The organism is Duganella sp. 1224 (genome assembly GCF_013408245.1).
GTDB lineage: Bacteria > Pseudomonadota > Gammaproteobacteria > Burkholderiales > Burkholderiaceae_D > Rugamonas.
In genome coordinates this window covers 256,490-272,330 of record NZ_JACBYS010000002.1, presented here as the reverse complement: position 1 = coordinate 272,330, position 15,841 = coordinate 256,490, and the positions used below count along the sequence as shown (strand labels likewise).

17 protein-coding genes are annotated in these 15,841 nt (G+C 61.8%); 11 read left to right on the top strand and 6 right to left on the bottom strand.

What is annotated here, in order from left to right; translation table 11 throughout:
- Nucleotides 1-32 precede the first annotated feature (32 nt).
- Nucleotides 33-1,229: a fatty acid desaturase gene (locus FHW58_RS13300; protein WP_179673627.1), complete on the top strand. Its 1,197-nt coding sequence runs from the start codon at nucleotides 33-35 to the stop codon at nucleotides 1,227-1,229.
- Between the two features lie 540 nt (nucleotides 1,230-1,769).
- On the opposite strand, the gene FHW58_RS13295 is transcribed toward FHW58_RS13300, so the two are convergent.
- A complete protein-coding gene (locus tag FHW58_RS13295) occupies nucleotides 1,770-3,389 on the bottom strand; it encodes a methyl-accepting chemotaxis protein (protein WP_179673626.1) in 1,620 nt (539 codons plus the stop codon).
- A gap of 140 nt (nucleotides 3,390-3,529) precedes the next feature.
- Between FHW58_RS13295 and FHW58_RS13290 the strand changes: the two genes are divergently transcribed.
- Nucleotides 3,530-4,339, top strand: coding sequence for an AraC family transcriptional regulator (locus tag FHW58_RS13290; protein WP_179673625.1), 810 nt, complete (start codon nucleotides 3,530-3,532; stop codon nucleotides 4,337-4,339).
- Nucleotides 4,340-4,384: 45 nt separating this feature from the next.
- Here FHW58_RS13290 and rpmG read toward each other — a convergent pair whose 3' ends face one another.
- From rpmG to radC, 3 genes are all read right to left on the bottom strand, one after another.
- On the bottom strand, nucleotides 4,385-4,552 hold the full coding sequence (gene rpmG / locus FHW58_RS13285) for a 50S ribosomal protein L33 (protein ID WP_005665735.1): 168 nt from the start codon (nucleotides 4,550-4,552) through the stop codon (nucleotides 4,385-4,387).
- Between the two features lie 13 nt (nucleotides 4,553-4,565).
- Entirely contained in the window at nucleotides 4,566-4,802 is a 237-nt protein-coding gene (rpmB, locus tag FHW58_RS13280; protein WP_008451488.1) for a 50S ribosomal protein L28, read from the bottom strand.
- Between the two features lie 161 nt (nucleotides 4,803-4,963).
- Entirely contained in the window at nucleotides 4,964-5,638 is a 675-nt protein-coding gene (gene radC / locus FHW58_RS13275) for a DNA repair protein RadC (protein WP_179673624.1), read from the bottom strand.
- A 111-nt stretch (nucleotides 5,639-5,749) separates the two neighbouring features.
- Between radC and FHW58_RS13270 the strand changes: the two genes are divergently transcribed.
- From FHW58_RS13270 to FHW58_RS13245, 6 genes are all read left to right on the top strand, one after another.
- Nucleotides 5,750-6,202, top strand: coding sequence for a peptidylprolyl isomerase (locus FHW58_RS13270; RefSeq protein WP_179673623.1), 453 nt, complete (start codon nucleotides 5,750-5,752; stop codon nucleotides 6,200-6,202).
- A 7-nt stretch (nucleotides 6,203-6,209) separates the two neighbouring features.
- Nucleotides 6,210-7,175 (top strand): 4-hydroxy-3-methylbut-2-enyl diphosphate reductase, encoded by a 966-nt coding sequence (gene ispH, locus FHW58_RS13265; RefSeq protein WP_179673622.1) that lies wholly within the window; start codon nucleotides 6,210-6,212, stop codon nucleotides 7,173-7,175.
- 247 nt (nucleotides 7,176-7,422) lie between these two features.
- On the top strand, nucleotides 7,423-8,352 hold the full coding sequence (locus tag FHW58_RS13260) for a branched-chain amino acid ABC transporter permease (protein WP_179673621.1): 930 nt from the start codon (nucleotides 7,423-7,425) through the stop codon (nucleotides 8,350-8,352).
- Between the two features lie 12 nt (nucleotides 8,353-8,364).
- The gene (locus FHW58_RS13255) at nucleotides 8,365-9,582 is read left to right on the top strand and encodes a branched-chain amino acid ABC transporter permease (protein WP_179673620.1); all 1,218 of its coding nucleotides are present in this window, start codon (nucleotides 8,365-8,367) and stop codon (nucleotides 9,580-9,582) included.
- An 11-nt stretch (nucleotides 9,583-9,593) separates the two neighbouring features.
- Entirely contained in the window at nucleotides 9,594-10,364 is a 771-nt protein-coding gene (locus FHW58_RS13250; protein WP_179673619.1) for an ABC transporter ATP-binding protein, read from the top strand.
- Entirely contained in the window at nucleotides 10,364-11,086 is a 723-nt protein-coding gene (locus FHW58_RS13245) for an ABC transporter ATP-binding protein (protein WP_179673618.1), read from the top strand. The genes FHW58_RS13250 and FHW58_RS13245 overlap by 1 nt, the downstream gene beginning before the upstream one ends.
- Before the next feature lie 248 nt (nucleotides 11,087-11,334).
- Here FHW58_RS13245 and FHW58_RS13240 read toward each other — a convergent pair whose 3' ends face one another.
- Nucleotides 11,335-11,895: a phasin family protein gene (locus tag FHW58_RS13240; RefSeq protein ID WP_179673617.1), complete on the bottom strand. Its 561-nt coding sequence runs from the start codon at nucleotides 11,893-11,895 to the stop codon at nucleotides 11,335-11,337.
- Nucleotides 11,896-12,222: 327 nt separating this feature from the next.
- Between FHW58_RS13240 and FHW58_RS13235 the strand changes: the two genes are divergently transcribed.
- From FHW58_RS13235 to pbpG, 3 genes are all read left to right on the top strand, one after another.
- Nucleotides 12,223-13,131 carry a DMT family transporter gene (locus FHW58_RS13235; protein WP_179673616.1) on the top strand — a complete coding sequence of 303 codons (909 nt, stop codon included), beginning with the start codon at nucleotides 12,223-12,225 and terminating at the stop codon, nucleotides 13,129-13,131.
- Between the two features lie 10 nt (nucleotides 13,132-13,141).
- Nucleotides 13,142-13,837: a nitroreductase gene (locus tag FHW58_RS13230; protein WP_179673615.1), complete on the top strand. Its 696-nt coding sequence runs from the start codon at nucleotides 13,142-13,144 to the stop codon at nucleotides 13,835-13,837.
- Between the two features lie 129 nt (nucleotides 13,838-13,966).
- On the top strand, nucleotides 13,967-15,034 hold the full coding sequence (gene pbpG / locus FHW58_RS13225) for a D-alanyl-D-alanine endopeptidase (RefSeq protein WP_179673614.1): 1,068 nt from the start codon (nucleotides 13,967-13,969) through the stop codon (nucleotides 15,032-15,034).
- On the opposite strand, the gene FHW58_RS13220 is transcribed toward pbpG, so the two are convergent.
- Nucleotides 15,016-15,795: an IclR family transcriptional regulator gene (locus FHW58_RS13220; RefSeq protein WP_179673613.1), complete on the bottom strand. Its 780-nt coding sequence runs from the start codon at nucleotides 15,793-15,795 to the stop codon at nucleotides 15,016-15,018. The two genes, pbpG and FHW58_RS13220, sit on opposite strands and share 19 nt — an antisense overlap.
- Between the last annotated feature and the right edge of the window lie 46 nt (nucleotides 15,796-15,841).

Genomic DNA, 15,841 nt, shown 5'->3' with positions numbered 1-15,841 from the left:
TCTTGGCCGTCTGGCCATCCTTTGGAGTAGTAATGAGTTTATACGCAGTATTGGATTTCCTGTCGAACGGTGTGACCCGTTTCACGGGCTGGGAAGTGTTCTTTTATACGCTGGCGGTCACCCACATCACCATCGCCAGCGTGACGATTTACCTGCACCGCTGCCAGGCGCACCGCGCGCTCGACCTGCACCCGATCCCGGCGCACTTTTTCCGCTTCTGGCTGTGGCTGACCACCGGCCAAGTGACCAAGGAATGGGCGTCGATCCACCGCAAGCACCACGCCAAGTGCGACACCGAGGAAGATCCGCACAGCCCGGTCACGCGCGGCATCAAGAAAGTGTTCTGGGAAGGCGCCGAGCTGTATCGCGCCGAGGCCAAGAACAAGGAAACCATGGAAAAGTACGGCCACGGCACGCCGGACGACTGGATGGAGCGTAACGTCTACACGCGTTACAGCGCGCTGGGCGTGTCGTCGCTGCTGGTGCTCAACGTGCTGTTGTTCGGCGTGATCGGCATTACCGTGTGGGCGGTGCAGATGCTGTGGATCCCGGTGACCGCCGCTGGCATCATCAACGGCATCGGCCACTACTGGGGCTACCGCAACTACGATTGCGCCGACGCCGCCACCAACATCATTCCGCTGGGCCTGCTGATCGGCGGCGAAGAGCTGCACAACAACCACCACACGTTTGCCACCTCGGCCAAGCTGTCGTCGAAGTGGTATGAGTTCGACATCGGCTGGGGCTACATCCGCGCGCTGGAGCTGGTCGGCCTGGCCAAGGTGAAGAAAGTGGCGCCGGCGCCGAAGTTCGCCAAGGGCAAGCTGGAAGCCGACTTCGACACGCTGCAGTCGGTGATCGCCAACCGCTACGACGTGATGGCCAAGTACGCCAAGTCGGTCAAGCACGCGTGGAAGGAAGAGCTGGAGCACCTGAAGGACAAGGCGCAGCTGGAGTCGCGCTTCCTGAAGTCGTCGCGCAAGCTGCTGCAGCGCGAGCCGGGCAAGCTGGCGGCGCCGCAGCAGCAACAGCTGGTGGAGCTGTTCCAGCACAGCAAAGCGCTGGAGACCATGCACAATATGCGCGTGGAGCTGGGCGTGATCTGGGAGCGTTCGCACTTCACGAAGGATGACCTGCTGCACAAGTTGCAGGACTGGTGCAACCGCGCCGAAGCGTCCGGCATCAAGTCGCTGCAAGACTTCTCGCTGCGCCTGCGCAGCTACGCCTAACGCGGCAACCCGTCGTTCCGGCGTAGGCCGGAACCCATAGAACGCTTGCACGCCGTGTATGGATTCCGGCCTGCGCCGGAATGACGAATCCACGCCAACTTAACGGCATGTGGCCCCTCGGGGCCATTTTTTTTGCCCGCTCTCCTAAGGCGCGCATCGCGCCGGCCTATACGCCGGGCTGGCCGCGCTGGCGCTGGCCGGCTGCAAGGATGACCGCGTTAGCGCCACGCCGAGCGGGGCCGGCAACAGCGAAGCCGGTGCCAGCGGCGGCTCGGCCGCGTCGCCGGGGACTGAGCGCGGCAATACAGGCACGAGTTCGGATAGTCCGGCGGCCACAGTGCCCGGCACCACCAGCGGCACCGGCACGACCGGCACCGGCACGACCGGTACTGGCGCGTCCGGCACATCCGGCACATCCGGCACCGGCGCGACGGGCGGCACCGGCACTGCTGGCGCCAATCCGACTGCCAGCGACCGCCCGGTCACGCAACCGCCGGAGGGCAACACCAACACCAGGCGCTGACGCGCCGCGCGTGCGGCTTAGTACGACCGTACCACGGCCAGGCTGCGGCCGGCCGACATGCCCGGCTGACGGCGCGCGGCTGTTGCGCCAACGCCGTTGAGCTGGAAGATGCTGACCGCCTGCGTCAGCCCGTCGGCCTGATCCTTCAACGCCGCCGCCGCCGCGGCGGCTTCCTCGACCAGCGCGGCATTCTGCTGGGTCACCTGGTCCATCTGCGTGATGGCATCGTTGACCTGCTCGATGCCGTTGCGCTGCTCCTCGCTGGCGATGGCGATGTCGTTGATGATCTGCGTCACGCGCTGCACGCTGGCCACCACTTCCTCCATGGTGGCGCCGGCGCGGTCCACCAGCTTGCTGCCGGCATCGACCTTGCTCACCGAGTCGTCGATCAACGCCTTGATCTCCTTGGCCGCGCTGGCCGAGCGCTGCGCCAGGTTGCGCACCTCGGACGCCACCACCGCGAAACCGCGCCCCTGCTCGCCGGCGCGCGCCGCTTCCACCGCCGCATTCAGCGCCAAAATATTCGTCTGGAAGGCGATGCCATCAATGACGCCAATGATGTCGGCGATCTTGCGCGCCGAGTCATTGATGGTGCCCATGGTGGTTACCACCTCAGCCACCATCTCGCCGCCGCGCACCGCCACGCTGGAGGCGCTGCCGGCCAGTTCGCGCGCCTTGTGGGCGCTGTCGGCGTTCTGCTTGACGGTCGCCGTCAGCTCTTCCATCGACGACGCCGTCTCCTCCAGCGAGCTGGCCTGCTGCTCCGTGCGCGAGGACAAATCCATATTGCCCGACGAGATTTCCGCCGCCGCCGTGGTGATGGTATCGGTGCCGCCGCGCACCTCCAGCACAATGCCGGTCAGGGCGCTGTTCATGTCGCGCAGCGCCTGCATCAGTTCGCCGGTCTCATCCTTGCTGCGCACCTCGATCTGGCTGCTCAAATCGCCGCGCGCCACGCGCTGCGCCAGCGCCACCGCCGCCGCCAGCGGACGGCTGATATTCCGCCCCAGCACCACCGCCAGCAGCACCGCCAGCGCCGCCGCCAGCAGGCCGCCGCCGATCATCAGCCACTCGGTGCGGCTGCGCACGCGATTGGCGTCCTCGGTGCGCTGGACCAGCAGCGCGCGCTCGGTGCCGGTGATGTCGCTCAACAGCTGACGCATGCCATCCATGCCGGCCTTGCCCTTGTTGGACTGCTCGCTGGCCACCACGGCCGCCAGATCGTCGCCGGCGGCGCGGCGCAGGGCGATGGCTGGATCGATGGCGCCGCTCACCCACTCGCGCTGCTTGTCCGCCAGACGCTTCAGGCGCTCCTGCTGCTGCGGATTGTCGGCCGTCAGCGCGGCCAGGGCGCGCAGCTGCACCTCGAAATTCTTCTTGCCGCTGTCATAAGGCTCGAGCGAACCGTCCTTGCCCGTCAACGAATAGCCGCGCTGGCCGGTTTCGATATTCAGCAGACTCTCCAGCACGCCGGCGCAGCGGTCCAGCACCTCGTAGGTATGGACGTTGAGGCCGTTGGCGTCGCTCTGGCGGCGAAAGCCCAGTTCGGCCAGCGTCACCAAGGCCACCAGGATGGCGACGATCAGGCCGAATGCCAGGTACAGGCGTACGGTAATTCTCAGATCAGATAGTTTCATAAGTGTGAAAATACTGGTAAGTTGAGGAAACAATGATTTATTTAAGACAAGGAACATTTGCTAGATGTTATCAGTTACAATTTGTTAGATAATTTCTATACGTACACATTTTGTAGCTAATCGTCTCGATCGGAGTGCAATTGGAGCGATCTTCGGCTTTGTTCAGCCGCCATGGATTTTCGACGCGCGTCTTCTTTCACGGCAAGATGGAAGCCGGCACCTGGTCCTATGTGGTGCCGCGTACCGGGCATCTGCACTTGCTGCTGGCCGGCAGCGCCGAGTTCGAACATGAGGGGCGAAAGTTGCGGATCGATACGCCGTCGCTGGTGGTGTACCCGCGTCCCTGCGCCCACGCCATCGTGGTGCCGGGCACGGCGCAGTTGCTGTGCGCCGAGATTGTCGCGCTGTGCCAGTCCGGCGGCGCGGCGGGCAACCTGCCGCTGGTGATCGACATGCCGCTGGCCAGCCTGCCGGGCGTGGCCGACATGCTGGCCCGGCTGAACGCGGCCCCGGCCGGCGGCGGCGCGCGCGCCGATGCCACCGGGCGGCTGGTGGACTGGGTGCTGGTGCAGTTGCTGCGGCAGATGCTGGCCGAGCGCGGCAGCGGCGCGGCGCCGCTCGGCCTGCGCGACGCCGGCGTCTCGAAAGCGGTGGTGGCGATGCAGGAGGCGCCGGGGGAAGCCTGGACGGTCGCCGCGCTGGCCGACCTGTGCGGCATGTCGCGCAGCAAATTCGCGCGCCGCTTCCGCGAAGTGGTGGGCGTGACGCCGGCCGACTATCTGCTGGCCCAGCGCATGCGTTTGGCCAAGGGCTTGCTGCGGCGCGGTCGCCAGGTGCAGGACGTGGCCTGCGAAGTCGGCTACAGCACCCAGCCGGCCTTTACCCGCGCGTTCCGCGCCGCCTGCCGGCAGTCGCCGCGCGAATGGCTGCAGCGCGGCGCCTGGACATAAAAAAAGCCACTCGATGAGTGGCTTTTTCACAGAAGCAAAGACCGATTACTTGATCTTGGTTTCTTTGTAGATCACGTGCTTGCGTGCTTTAGGATCAAACTTGGTGATCTCCATTTTGGCAGGCATCGTGCGCTTGTTTTTGGTGGTGGTGTAGAAGTGACCCGTACCAGCGGTCGATTCCAGTTTGATTTTGTCGCGGCCAGTTTTCGCCATGATAGCTCCCTATTTAGACTTTTTCGCCACGGGCGCGCATGTCGGCCAGAACGGCATCGATGCCGACCTTGTCGATTACACGCAGACCAGCGTTGGACAGACGCAGGGAGACCCAGCGGTTTTCAGATTCAACAAAAATACGACGGTTCTGCAGGTTAGGCAGGAAACGACGTTTGGTTTTGTTGTTTGCGTGGGAAACATTGTTGCCGACCATCGGCTTCTTCCCAGTAACTTGGCAAACACGTGCCATAACGCACTCCTTAAAAGACATTCCAAAATTGGAAAAACGAGAGTATATCCAAAAAAATCAGGTTTTTCAATCACTTACGAAAAACAATTGTGTCTTGAATTCTCAAAAAAATTTAACAATTGTGAATTCGCTCGTAAACCCTTGAGCGCATAGGGGTAAACCTACAGTTGTCCGTGCTCGGCAAACGAGTGCACCTGATGCCCAGCCACCACAAAATGGTCGAGGATGCGGATATCGACCAGCGCCAGCGCTTGCATCAGCGCGCGCGTCAGCAGCAGGTCGGACTCGCTCGGGTCGGGCGTACCGGACGGGTGGTTATGCGCCAGCATCACGCTGGCGGCGTTGCGCGCCAGCGCTTCCTTCACCACCTCGCGCGGATAGACCGAGGTGTGGGTCAGCGTGCCGCGAAACAGTTCCTTGGCGTCGATCAGACGGTTTTTCACGTCGAGAAACAGTACGTGGAAGGACTCGAACGGCTTGCCGGCAAACGCGGTGCGCAGGTAGTCCTTGACCGCGCGCGGCGAGCCGAGCATGGCGCCGGCCTTGATGTCTTCGAGCAGGGCGCGCCGCGCCAGTTCCATCACCGCCTGTAGCTGCGCGAACTTGGCCGGGCCCAGGCCGTTGACGGCGGCGAACTCTGCCAGCGTGGCGCCGAACAGTTTTTGCAGTGAGCCAAAATGGTGCATCATCTCCTGCCCGAGCTGGACGGCGTCCTTGCCGGCCACGCCCACGCGCAGGAAGATCGCCAGCAGCTCGGCGTCCGACAGCGCCTGCGCGCCCTCGCGTATCAGCCGCTCGCGCGGGCGTTTTTCTTGCGGCCAGTCCAGGATGGGCATGGGATTCTCCTTTGATCAGCAATTACTTTGCATGAGTGGCGGCCGGGGAAAGCGATGCGGATCAAAGGTGGCTTACAATATGGCCTTTCTCAGTCCAACGAAGCTTAAGTCATGTCTAACGAGCAACCTGTTGTCACCGCGTCGTCGTATCTCACCCTGAATTACCGTCTGGCCTCGCTGGATGGCAACGATATTGTTACCACCTTTGGCGCCACCCCGGCCACGCTGCTGATGGGCCAGGGCCAGCTGGCGCCGGTGCTGGAGGAATTGCTGATCGGCCTGCCGGAAGGCACGCACAAGACGTTTGACCTGGAGCCGGGCGTCGGCTTCGGCCCGCGCAATCCCGAGCTGATCCGCGAAGTCAGCCGCGCCACGCTGGACCAGAACTCGGCGCCGGACGCCGAGTACAAGATCGGCGACCTGGTCGACTTCGCCGCGCCGGGCGGCGGCCGCTTCGCCGGCATCCTGCGCGAGCTGGGCGACGAAACCTGCCTGTTCGACTTCAACCATCCGCTGGCCGGCCAGCCGCTGAAGTTTGAAGTGCAACTGATTTCCGTACTGTGAGGATGGGATGAGCGATAAAGAACTCCTGCTGGCCCAGCCACGCGGCTTTTGCGCCGGCGTCGACCGCGCCATTGAAATCGTCGAGCGCGCGCTGCAACAGTTCGGCGCGCCGATCTATGTGCGCCACGAAATCGTCCACAATGCCTACGTGGTCAGCGACCTGCGCGCCAAGGGGGCGATTTTCATCGAGGACCTGAGCGAAGTCCCGCCGGGCAATACGCTGGTGTTCTCGGCGCACGGCGTGTCGAAGGCGGTGCGCGCCGAGGCCGACGCGCGCGGCTTCAGCATCTTCGACGCCACCTGTCCGCTGGTGACCAAGGTGCACGTGGAAGTGGCCAAGATGCGCAAGCAGGGCTGCGAGATCATCATGATCGGCCACGACGGCCACCCGGAAGTCGAGGGCACGATGGGCCAGACCGACGAGGGCATGTACCTGGTGGAAACCGTGGCCGACGTCGCCAGGCTGCAGGTCACCAAGCCGGACCAGCTGGCCTACGTGTCGCAGACCACGCTGTCGGTGGACGACACCGCCGACATCATCGCCGCGCTGAAGGCCAAGTATCCATCGATCATCGAACCGAAGAAGGGCGACATCTGCTACGCCACCACCAACCGCCAGGAAGCCGTCAAGTTCATGGCGCCGCAGGTGGAGGTGGTGATCGTGGTGGGCAGCCCGAACAGCTCCAACTCCAACCGCCTGCGCGAAGTGGCGGAGAAGAAGGGCACGCCGGCCTACATGGTGGACAACGCCGCCCAGGTCCAGCCGGAGTGGCTGGAGGGCAAGCTGCGCGTCGGCGTGACGGCCGGCGCCTCGGCCCCGGAAGTGCTGGTGCAGGCCGTGATCGACCGCCTGAAGGAACTGGGCGTGCGCAGCGTGCGTCCGCTGGAGGGCGTGGAGGAAAACGTCACCTTCCCGCTGCCCAAGGGCCTGGATGGCGGACAGAAAACTGCACCAATCGAGGGCGCGGTCTGATCATTTGTCTTGAAGCAGAATATAATTCACCTTCGTTTGCGTTATTCCGGGTTTAGTTTTCTGGAATTCTCGTTATTATTTGCCTCGCTCTAAAAAGTTGTCGTTTCGGCTTAATAAAACCGGGCGATGGAGACTACGATCAGGCATGAAACTTGCATCGTGAACGTGTAGTCAACGGCGGCACTACGGGGACACCCGGGTGCCGTTTTTGTTACATGGACGCATAACACTAGGTAAAGGCAACTGAATGGATACTTTTATCCAACAAATCATTAATGGATTGGTGCTGGGCAGCATGTACGCACTGATCGCGCTGGGCTACACCATGGTGTATGGCGTGCTGAATCTGATCAACTTCGCCCACGGCGACGTGCTGATGATCGGCGCCATGACCGGCATGACCATTCTTAACTTCCTCAATGTGCATTTCCCCGACATGCCCGGTGCCATCAAGCTGGCCATCGCCATCGGCGGCGCCATTCCGGTCTGCATGCTGGTCAACGTCATCATCGAGCGCGTCGCCTATCGCCGCCTGCGCAACGCGCCGCGGCTGGCGCCGCTGATCACCGCGATTGGCGTCTCGACCCTGCTGAACGTGTTTGCCATGATGATCTGGGACCGCAATCCGCTGCCGTTCCCGCAGTTGCTGCCGTCCGACCCGGTGATGATCGGCGGCGCCGTCATCACGCCGACCCAGATCCTGCTGCTGGCGCTGGCGCTGGTGTCGATGGCCGGCCTGGTGCTGCTGGTGGAAAAAACCAAGATGGGCCGCGCCATGCGCGCGACGGCGGAAAACCCGCGCGTCGCCGGCCTGATGGGCGTGGATTCGAACATGGTCATCGTCGTCACCTTCGCGCTGGGCGCGGCGCTGGCGGCGGTGGCCGGCGTGATGTGGGGCGCCAACTACGCCACCGTGCAGTTCAGCATGGGCTTCCTGCCGGGCCTGAAGGCCTTCTGCGCGGCGGTGCTGGGTGGTATCGGCAACATCTACGGCGCCATGGTCGGCGGCATCGCCCTCGGCCTGATCGAAAGCCTGGGCGCCGGCTATCTGGCCGACGCCACCGGCGGTTTCCTGGGTAGCCAGTACCAGGACATTTTCGCCTTCGTGGTGCTGATCCTGGTGCTGACGGTGCGGCCGTCCGGCATCATGGGCGAGCGCGTGGCGGACCGGGCTTAAGGAGAAACGACCATGTCACTGATGAGTTTCGACTTCAAGCGCCATCCACGCCAGGCCGGCATCAGCCTGGCCGTGCTGGCCGCACTGCTGCTGGTGTTCCCGTTCATTGCCCAGGACTACGGCAACTCGTGGGTGCGCATCGCCGACATGGCGCTGCTGTACATCATGCTGGCGCTGGGCCTGAACATCGTGGTCGGCTTCGCCGGCCTGCTGGACCTTGGCTACATCGCCTTCTACGCGGTGGGCGCCTACCTGGCCGGCCTGCTGGCCTCGCCGCAATTCGCGGCCTTGCTGGAATCGGTGGTCAATGAATACCCGGCGCTGGCGCAATCGCTGATCGCCATCCTCGGGCCGGAGATCCAGCAGAACGGCATCCACCTGTCGGTGTGGTTCATCGTGCCGCTGGCGGCCGCGCTGGCCGCCTTCTTCGGCGCGCTGCTAGGCGCGCCAACGCTGAAGCTGCGCGGCGACTACCTGGCCATCGTCACGCTCGGCTTCGGCGAAATCATCCGCATTTTCATGCTGAACCTGAACGCGCCGATCAACTTCACCAACGGTTCGCAGGGCATCAACATGATCGACCCGATCCGCGTGTTCGGCGTCAACCTGGCCGGCGAGGCCGGCTCGCGCGCCACCGTGTTTATTGGCGGCTACGGCATGCCGTCGGTTAACGCCTACTACTTCCTGTTCCTGGCGCTGTGCGTGGCGGTGGTGTTCATCACCTCGCGCCTGCAGCACTCGCGCCTGGGCCGCGCCTGGGTGGCGATCCGCGAGGACGAGATCGCCGCCAAGGCGATGGGCATCAACACCCGCAACGTCAAGCTCTTGGCGTTCTCGATGGGCGCCTCGTTCGGCGGCGTGGCTGGCGCCATGTTTGCCTCGTTCCAGGGCTTTGTGTCACCGGAATCGTTCTCGCTGACCGAATCGATCGTGGTGCTGGCGATGGTGGTGCTGGGCGGCATCGGCCACATTCCGGGCGTGATCCTCGGCGGCGCGCTGCTGGCGGCCTTGCCGGAGGTGCTGCGCCACGTGGTTGAGCCGCTACAGGAAAAACTGTTCGGCCACGTGCTGATCGAAGCCGAAGTGCTGCGCCAGTTGCTGTACGGCCTGGCGCTGGTACTGACCATGCTGCTGCGTCCGGCCGGCTTGTGGCCCGCGCCCAAGCATGAGGACCGTCCCGATGGCGACTCCGACAGCAAGAATCAATCGACCGGCGTGATGGCGGCGTGAGGAACACAGAGATGAGTGAACAGGTAATTCTCCAGATCGCCGGCGTCAACAAGCGCTTCGGCGGCTTGCAGGCGCTGACCGATGTTGGCATCAAGATCATGCAAGGCCAGATTTACGGCCTGATCGGCCCCAATGGCGCCGGCAAGACGACCTTCTTCAACGTGATTACCGGCCTGTACCAGCCGGACACCGGCACCTTCGAACTGGCCGGCAAGCCGTACTCGCCGTCCGCGCCGCACGAGGTGGCCAGGGCCGGCATCGCCCGCACCTTCCAGAACATCCGCCTGTTCGGCGAGATGACGGCGCTGGAAAACGTCATGGTGGGGCGCCACGTGCGCTCGAAGCAGGGCTTGCTGGGCGCGATCTTCCGCCACAAGGCCGCGCGCGATGAGGAGGCGGCGATCCGCCAGCGCGCGCAGGAGCTGCTGGATTTCGTCGGCATCGGCAAGTTTGCCCATCGCACCTCGAAATTCCTGTCCTACGGCGACCAGCGCCGGCTGGAAATCGCCCGCGCGCTGGCCACCGATCCGCAACTGCTGGCGTTGGACGAGCCGGCCGCCGGCATGAACGCCACCGAGAAACTGGCTCTGCGCGATTTATTGATCAAGATCAAAGAGCAGGGCAAGACGGTGTTGCTGATTGAACACGATGTCAAGATGATGATGGGGCTGTGCGACCGGCTGATGGTGCTGGAATACGGCAAGCCGATCGCCGAAGGGCTGCCGGCGGAAATACAAAGCAATCAGGCGGTGATTGACGCCTACCTGGGAGGATCGCACTAATGAGCGACAATGTTCTTAAAGTATCGGGACTGAAAGTCGCATACGGCGGCATTAAAGCCGTCAAGGGTATCGATCTGGAAGTGAACAAGGGCGAATTAATCGCTTTGATTGGCGCCAATGGCGCCGGTAAAACCACGACGCTGAAAGCGATTACGGGTACTTTGCCACCATGCAAAGTCGAAGGCACGATTACTTATCAAGGCGCTTCGCTGAAGGGAACTAAATCGTTCCATTTGGTGGAAAAGAAACTGGCTATGGTGCCGGAAGGACGTGGCGTATTTACCCGCATGACCATCCACGAGAATATGATGATGGGTGCTTATACCCGCAGCGATAAAGCTGGAGTGGATGCGGATATTGCGAAGTGGTTCGATATATTCCCGCGTTTAAAAGAACGTGCGCAGCAATTGGCCGGGACTTTATCCGGTGGTGAGCAGCAAATGCTGGCAATGGCGCGGGCATTAATGTCGCATCCTGAATTACTGTTATTGGACGAGCCGTCGATGGGTTTATCGCCGATTATGGTGGATAAGATTTTCGAGGTGATTCGCAATGTCTCGAAAGAGGGGATTACCGTGCTGCTGGTGGAGCAGAACGCGAAACTCGCGCTGCAGGCCGCGCATCGGGGATATGTGATGGATTCCGGCAGTATTACCATGACCGGCAACGCCAGCGATATGCTGGACGATCCGCGCGTGAAGGCGGCCTACCTGGGCGAGTAAGCCCGTCCCCCCGCCGAGCCGCTCAGAGCGATCTGAGTGGCTTTTTTTGGGGTAGAGCATGCCAATTATTGGCATAACCAAACCATTTTGTGGCGCGGACGGCACCGCCGCACCCCGCACACCGCAACGCCCGGGGTCTGACCCCGTACGGGGTCAGACCCCTTCTGTTTGGGGTAAAAAAAAAGCCTCGGAATATTCCGAGGCTTTTCGTTTTTATCCGGCGCCCTATCGCGCCGGATGATCATTCATTATTTTTTAACCGGTGCAGCCTTGGCGGCGGCAGCGCTGAATTGATTCACCGCATTGCTCACATTGGCTTCCATCGATTCAATCGCCTGTTTCGCGGTTTTGGTGAATTGCTCGTAGCCGGCGGTTGCATTGCCAATGGCCGATTTAAACATCGCTACCGCATTCTCAGTACCCGCCGGCGCGTTTTTGCTGACTTCATCTACCAGCGAAATGACTTTACGGTTGGTTTCAGCGATTTGCGTTTCAGCCGCTTTGCTGAATTCCGCGCCGGTGCTGGTGGCAATGGTTGCCAGGTGACGGCCATAAGCGATGGTTTTTTCTGCGCTTGGCTGAGCCTGAGCGGTGGCCAGCGAGAAGAATTCTTGTGGATCTTTAGCCGACAGCAATTGCTTGGCGGTCGTCGAAGTTTCTTCCAGCGAAGCCTTGGCTGCGGTCAGATTCAGATCGACGAATTTCTCCACGCCTTCAAACGCTTTATTGGTCAGGGTCGAGAAAATAGCGAACTGGGCTTCGAAATTAGCTTTGGTCGCATTCGAAAATTGCTCAGGAATCGAAAACATGTATATCTCCAGAAAATAGTCGTTAAAAAATCGTGTTTCTACCGTCGGTGAGAAACAGGCCAACTACGTTTCAGACCGAACAACATATTGTGCAACGCAACACGAACGATTCTACGGTCTTCAAAAATTAAGTCAAGCGATTTTTTGTGCGTTGCATCAAGGAACCTGGACTTCGTACGAAAGCAATGTTTTCCAAAAGAACTATTCCTTAAGAATGAGGCAAACAGCGGCTTTCCGGTGGAAAAAGCGCCACCGTGTTAGACTCGCTCAGTCCGCGTCGGCGCCGCATTCTGCCGCCGATTGCCTTGTAGATCACAAGCCATCCCGATGCCAGAATCGCCCTCAGCCGTGCAAAGCGCCCGGCACGCCAGTTTTTTGTCGCCGCTGCCGCTGTTTTTCGTGCTGTTATGGAGCAGTGGCTTCATCGTCGCCAAGTTTGGCCTGCCCTACGCGCCGCCGCTGACCTTTCTGTCGCTGCGTTTTCTGGGGGTGCTGCTGTTTCTGCTGCCCGCCGTGCTGGTGCTGCGCGCGCCTTGGCCGCGCGGCAAGATGGGCCATATTGCGGTAGCCGGGCTGCTGGTGCAGGCTGGCTACCTGATCGGCGTCTGGTGCGCAATCAAACAGGGCATGCCGGCCGGCTTGTCGGCGCTGATCGTTGGCATGCAGCCGATCCTGACCGCGTTTGCCGCGCCGCTGATCGGCGAAACCGTCCGCCCGCGCCAGTGGCTGGGCCTGGCATTCGGCCTCGGCGGCGTGGGGCTGGTGGTGGCGGCCAAGATCCAGCTGGTTGGCCTGTCGCTGGATGCCATCTTGTTGTGCGTGCTTGCACTAATAAGTATCACCGCCGGCACGTTGTACCAGAAACATTACTGCCCGCAATTCGACCTGCGCGTGGGCACGGTGATCCAGTTTGCGGCGTCTGCGCTGCTGGTGCTGCCGCTGGCCGTGTACGTGGAAGGACTTGGCCCGGATTTTGCTGCAGTGCAGTGGACGCCGCGCTTGATTGGTGCCTTGCTGTGGTCGGTACTCGGCCTGTCGATCGGCGCGATTTTCCTGTTGTTTGCGCTGATCCGCCGAAATGACGCCACCCAGGTCACCAGTTTGATGTATCTGACGCCGCCGACCACCGCTATCATGGCATGGCTGATGTTTGGCGAGGCTTTCAACGCCCTCGGCATCGCCGGCATGGTACTGGCGGTGACGGGCGTAATCTTTGTGGTCAAGAAACCAAAGTGAGCGAGGACGCATGATTTCAACTCCCGGGCAGCAAGCCGTCGACGCCGCGATCACGTCGCGCCGTTCGCTGCGCGCCTTCCTGCCGACGCCAGTGGCGCGCGAGGATATCGAACAGATTTTGCAGGTGGCTGGCCGGGCGCCGTCCGGCACCAACACCCAGCCGTGGAAAGTGTACGTGCTGCAAGGCGAGCCCAAGCAGAGGTTGTCGTCGGCGATATTGGCCGCACATAACGATCCTGAGCAGGCAAAACTGCACAAGGAGGAGTACGCCTACTATCCGCGCGAGTGGGTGTCGCCCTATATCGACCGGCGCCGCAAGGTGGGCTGGGATTTGTACGCGCTGCTGGGCCTGACCCGCGACGACAAGGCTGGCATGGCCGCCCAGCACGGCAGGAACTACGCATTTTTCGGCGCGCCGGTGGGCCTGATCTTCACCATCGACCGCGTAATGGAGCAGGGTTCGTGGCTGGACTACGGTATGTTCCTGCAGAACATCATGATCGCAGCCCGCGCGCGCGGGCTGGACACCTGTCCGCAAGCCGCTTTTACGCAGTATCACCGCATCATCGCCGAGCAGCTGGCATTGCCGGACAATGAAACCGTGGTGTGCGGCATGGCCCTCGGTGTTGCGGACTTGAGCAAAATCGAAAATTCTTTGGTCACTGAGCGCATGGCGCTTGCAGAATTTGTTAAATTTATCGAATAGGACTAACTTGTTTTTTCCTATATTGCGTCGACACAACCATTGATGCGGCGAGTGTTAAATTTCCTTGCGCTAGCGCAGCGATTTGCTACACTGCAACGAGTCTTGGGTTGAATTTTTTTGGGGATACGCATGATCAAACTCGCATTAAGCGCGCTCATTTCGGTGATGTTTGCGTCGGCCGCCATTGCCGCGCCGGCGGAAGCCGGCAGCACGGCACCCAATAAAAAAGTGGTGCTGAAGAAACGCCAGCCGGTGCGCGTGGCCGCCGCCAACCCCGGCGACCGCGTGGTCAAGCGCGTGGTCAAGGTCAACGGCAAACGCAAGGTGGTGTACCAGCGCGTGCTGGCTGCCGCACCGGCGATGCCAACCATGGGCGATCTCGCCGGCCTGAACAAGACGGACGATCCGCTGTCGCTGGCCTCGAACGTGGCGCTGGTGCTGGACCAGGCCAATTCGGAAGTGCTGTTTGAAAAGAATTCCAATGTTGCCCTGCCAATCGCCTCGATCACCAAGATGATGACCGGCCTGATCGTGGTGGAAGCCAAGCAGGACATGGACGAAATCCTCACCATCACCGACGAGGACGTGGACCGCGAGAAATTCAGCAGCTCGCGCCTGAAAGTCGGCACGCAGATGAGCCGTGCCAATATGCTGCACATTGCGCTGATGAGTTCGGAAAACCGGGCCGCCTCGGCGCTGGGCCGCAACTATCCGGGCGGCCGTCCGGCCTTCGTCGAGGCGATGAACGCCAAGGCGCGCGAACTGGGCATGACCGACACCCATTATGTCGATTCCAATGGCCTGTCGAAAATGAATGTGGCCAGCGCGCGCGACCTGGCCAAGCTGGCGATGGCCGCCTACCAGCAGCCGATCCTGCGCCAGTATTCGACCGACCCGAAAGCCACCGTGGAACTGAGCAATGGCCGGCCGATGCAGTTCGGCACCACCAACCACCTGGTGGCCAGCCCGGACTGGGCCATCGGCTTGCAGAAAACCGGCTTCATCAACGAAGCCGGGCGTTGCCTGATGATGCAGGCGGTGATTGAAGGCCGCTCGGTGATCATGGTATTCCTCGATTCCAAGGGCAAGCAGTCGCGGACCGCCGACGCCGGCCGCATGCGCAAGTGGCTGGAAGCGCTGCGTCCCGCCAACCTGGTGGGCGGCAGCAGCGCCAGCGCTTATTCCACCGGCATGTAACCCAGCGTGACGGAGATCTGGCGCGCGGTCAGCACCAGGTCTTCCAGCCATTCCTCCTGCAGACGGTCGGCCGGCGCCGAGATCGACAGGCCGGCGATCAGCTTGCCGCTGTCGTCGTAGATGCCGGCGGCCATGCAGCGCACCCCCAGCTCCAGCTCTTCATTGTCGCGCGAGTAGCCGCGCGACTTCACCAGGCTCAGTTCGCGCTCCAGCTTGCTCAGATCGGTAATCGAATTCTTGTTGTGCCCGGCCAGGCCGGTGCGCGTGGCGTAGGCGCGGATGGCCTTGGGCTCGTCGACCGACAGGAACAGCTTGCCGGTCGAGGTCAGGTGCAGCGGGCCGCGGCCGCCGATGGCGCGCACCACCTGCATGCCCGAGCGCTCGGAGAAGGCGCGGTCGATGTAGACGATCTCGTCGCCCTGGCGCACCGACAGGTTGATGGTCTGCTGGGTTTTTTTGTGCAGTGCGCGCATGAAATCCAGCGCGGCCTCGCGCACCGACAGCCGGCTCTTGACCACATTGCCCAGTTCCAGCAGCCGCATGCCCAGCCGGTAGGTGCCCGGCTCGACCCGGTCGACAAAGCGGGTGACCACCATGTCGTTCAAAATACGGTGCGCGGTGGAGGGGTGCAGCCCCGACACCCGGGATAATTCCTTCAGGCTCACCGGGTCCGGATACTTGGCCAGCGCATCGAGCAGCGCCACCATGCGTTCGATCACCTGGATGGTGGTCTTCTGCTCGGGAACGGATTCGATTTTCATGATGTGGTTGGTGCAATGCGGTATGCGATACCTGATTTATACCATA

Excerpts from the sequence above, each read along its gene's own strand:
- FHW58_RS13250 (WP_179673619.1), top strand. The coding sequence starts at position 9,594 with ATGAGTGAACAGGTAATTCTCCAGATCGCCGGCGTCAACAAGCGCTTC.
- FHW58_RS13300 (WP_179673627.1), top strand. The coding sequence starts at position 33 with ATGAGTTTATACGCAGTATTGGATTTCCTGTCGAACGGTGTGACCCGT.
- FHW58_RS13260 (WP_179673621.1), top strand. The coding sequence starts at position 7,423 with ATGGATACTTTTATCCAACAAATCATTAATGGATTGGTGCTGGGCAGC.
- FHW58_RS13240 (WP_179673617.1), bottom strand. The coding sequence starts at position 11,895 with ATGTTTTCGATTCCTGAGCAATTTTCGAATGCGACCAAAGCTAATTTC.
- radC (WP_179673624.1), bottom strand. The coding sequence starts at position 5,638 with ATGCCCATCCTGGACTGGCCGCAAGAAAAACGCCCGCGCGAGCGGCTG.
- FHW58_RS13255 (WP_179673620.1), top strand. The coding sequence starts at position 8,365 with ATGTCACTGATGAGTTTCGACTTCAAGCGCCATCCACGCCAGGCCGGC.
- FHW58_RS13295 (WP_179673626.1), bottom strand. The coding sequence starts at position 3,389 with ATGAAACTATCTGATCTGAGAATTACCGTACGCCTGTACCTGGCATTC.
- FHW58_RS13220 (WP_179673613.1), bottom strand. The coding sequence starts at position 15,795 with ATGAAAATCGAATCCGTTCCCGAGCAGAAGACCACCATCCAGGTGATC.
- ispH (WP_179673622.1), top strand. The coding sequence starts at position 6,210 with ATGAGCGATAAAGAACTCCTGCTGGCCCAGCCACGCGGCTTTTGCGCC.
- FHW58_RS13230 (WP_179673615.1), top strand. The coding sequence starts at position 13,142 with ATGATTTCAACTCCCGGGCAGCAAGCCGTCGACGCCGCGATCACGTCG.
- FHW58_RS13235 (WP_179673616.1), top strand. The coding sequence starts at position 12,223 with ATGCCAGAATCGCCCTCAGCCGTGCAAAGCGCCCGGCACGCCAGTTTT.
- rpmG (WP_005665735.1), bottom strand. The coding sequence starts at position 4,552 with ATGGCGAAAACTGGCCGCGACAAAATCAAACTGGAATCGACCGCTGGT.
- rpmB (WP_008451488.1), bottom strand. The coding sequence starts at position 4,802 with ATGGCACGTGTTTGCCAAGTTACTGGGAAGAAGCCGATGGTCGGCAAC.
- pbpG (WP_179673614.1), top strand. The coding sequence starts at position 13,967 with ATGATCAAACTCGCATTAAGCGCGCTCATTTCGGTGATGTTTGCGTCG.
- FHW58_RS13270 (WP_179673623.1), top strand. The coding sequence starts at position 5,750 with ATGTCTAACGAGCAACCTGTTGTCACCGCGTCGTCGTATCTCACCCTG.
- FHW58_RS13245 (WP_179673618.1), top strand. The coding sequence starts at position 10,364 with ATGAGCGACAATGTTCTTAAAGTATCGGGACTGAAAGTCGCATACGGC.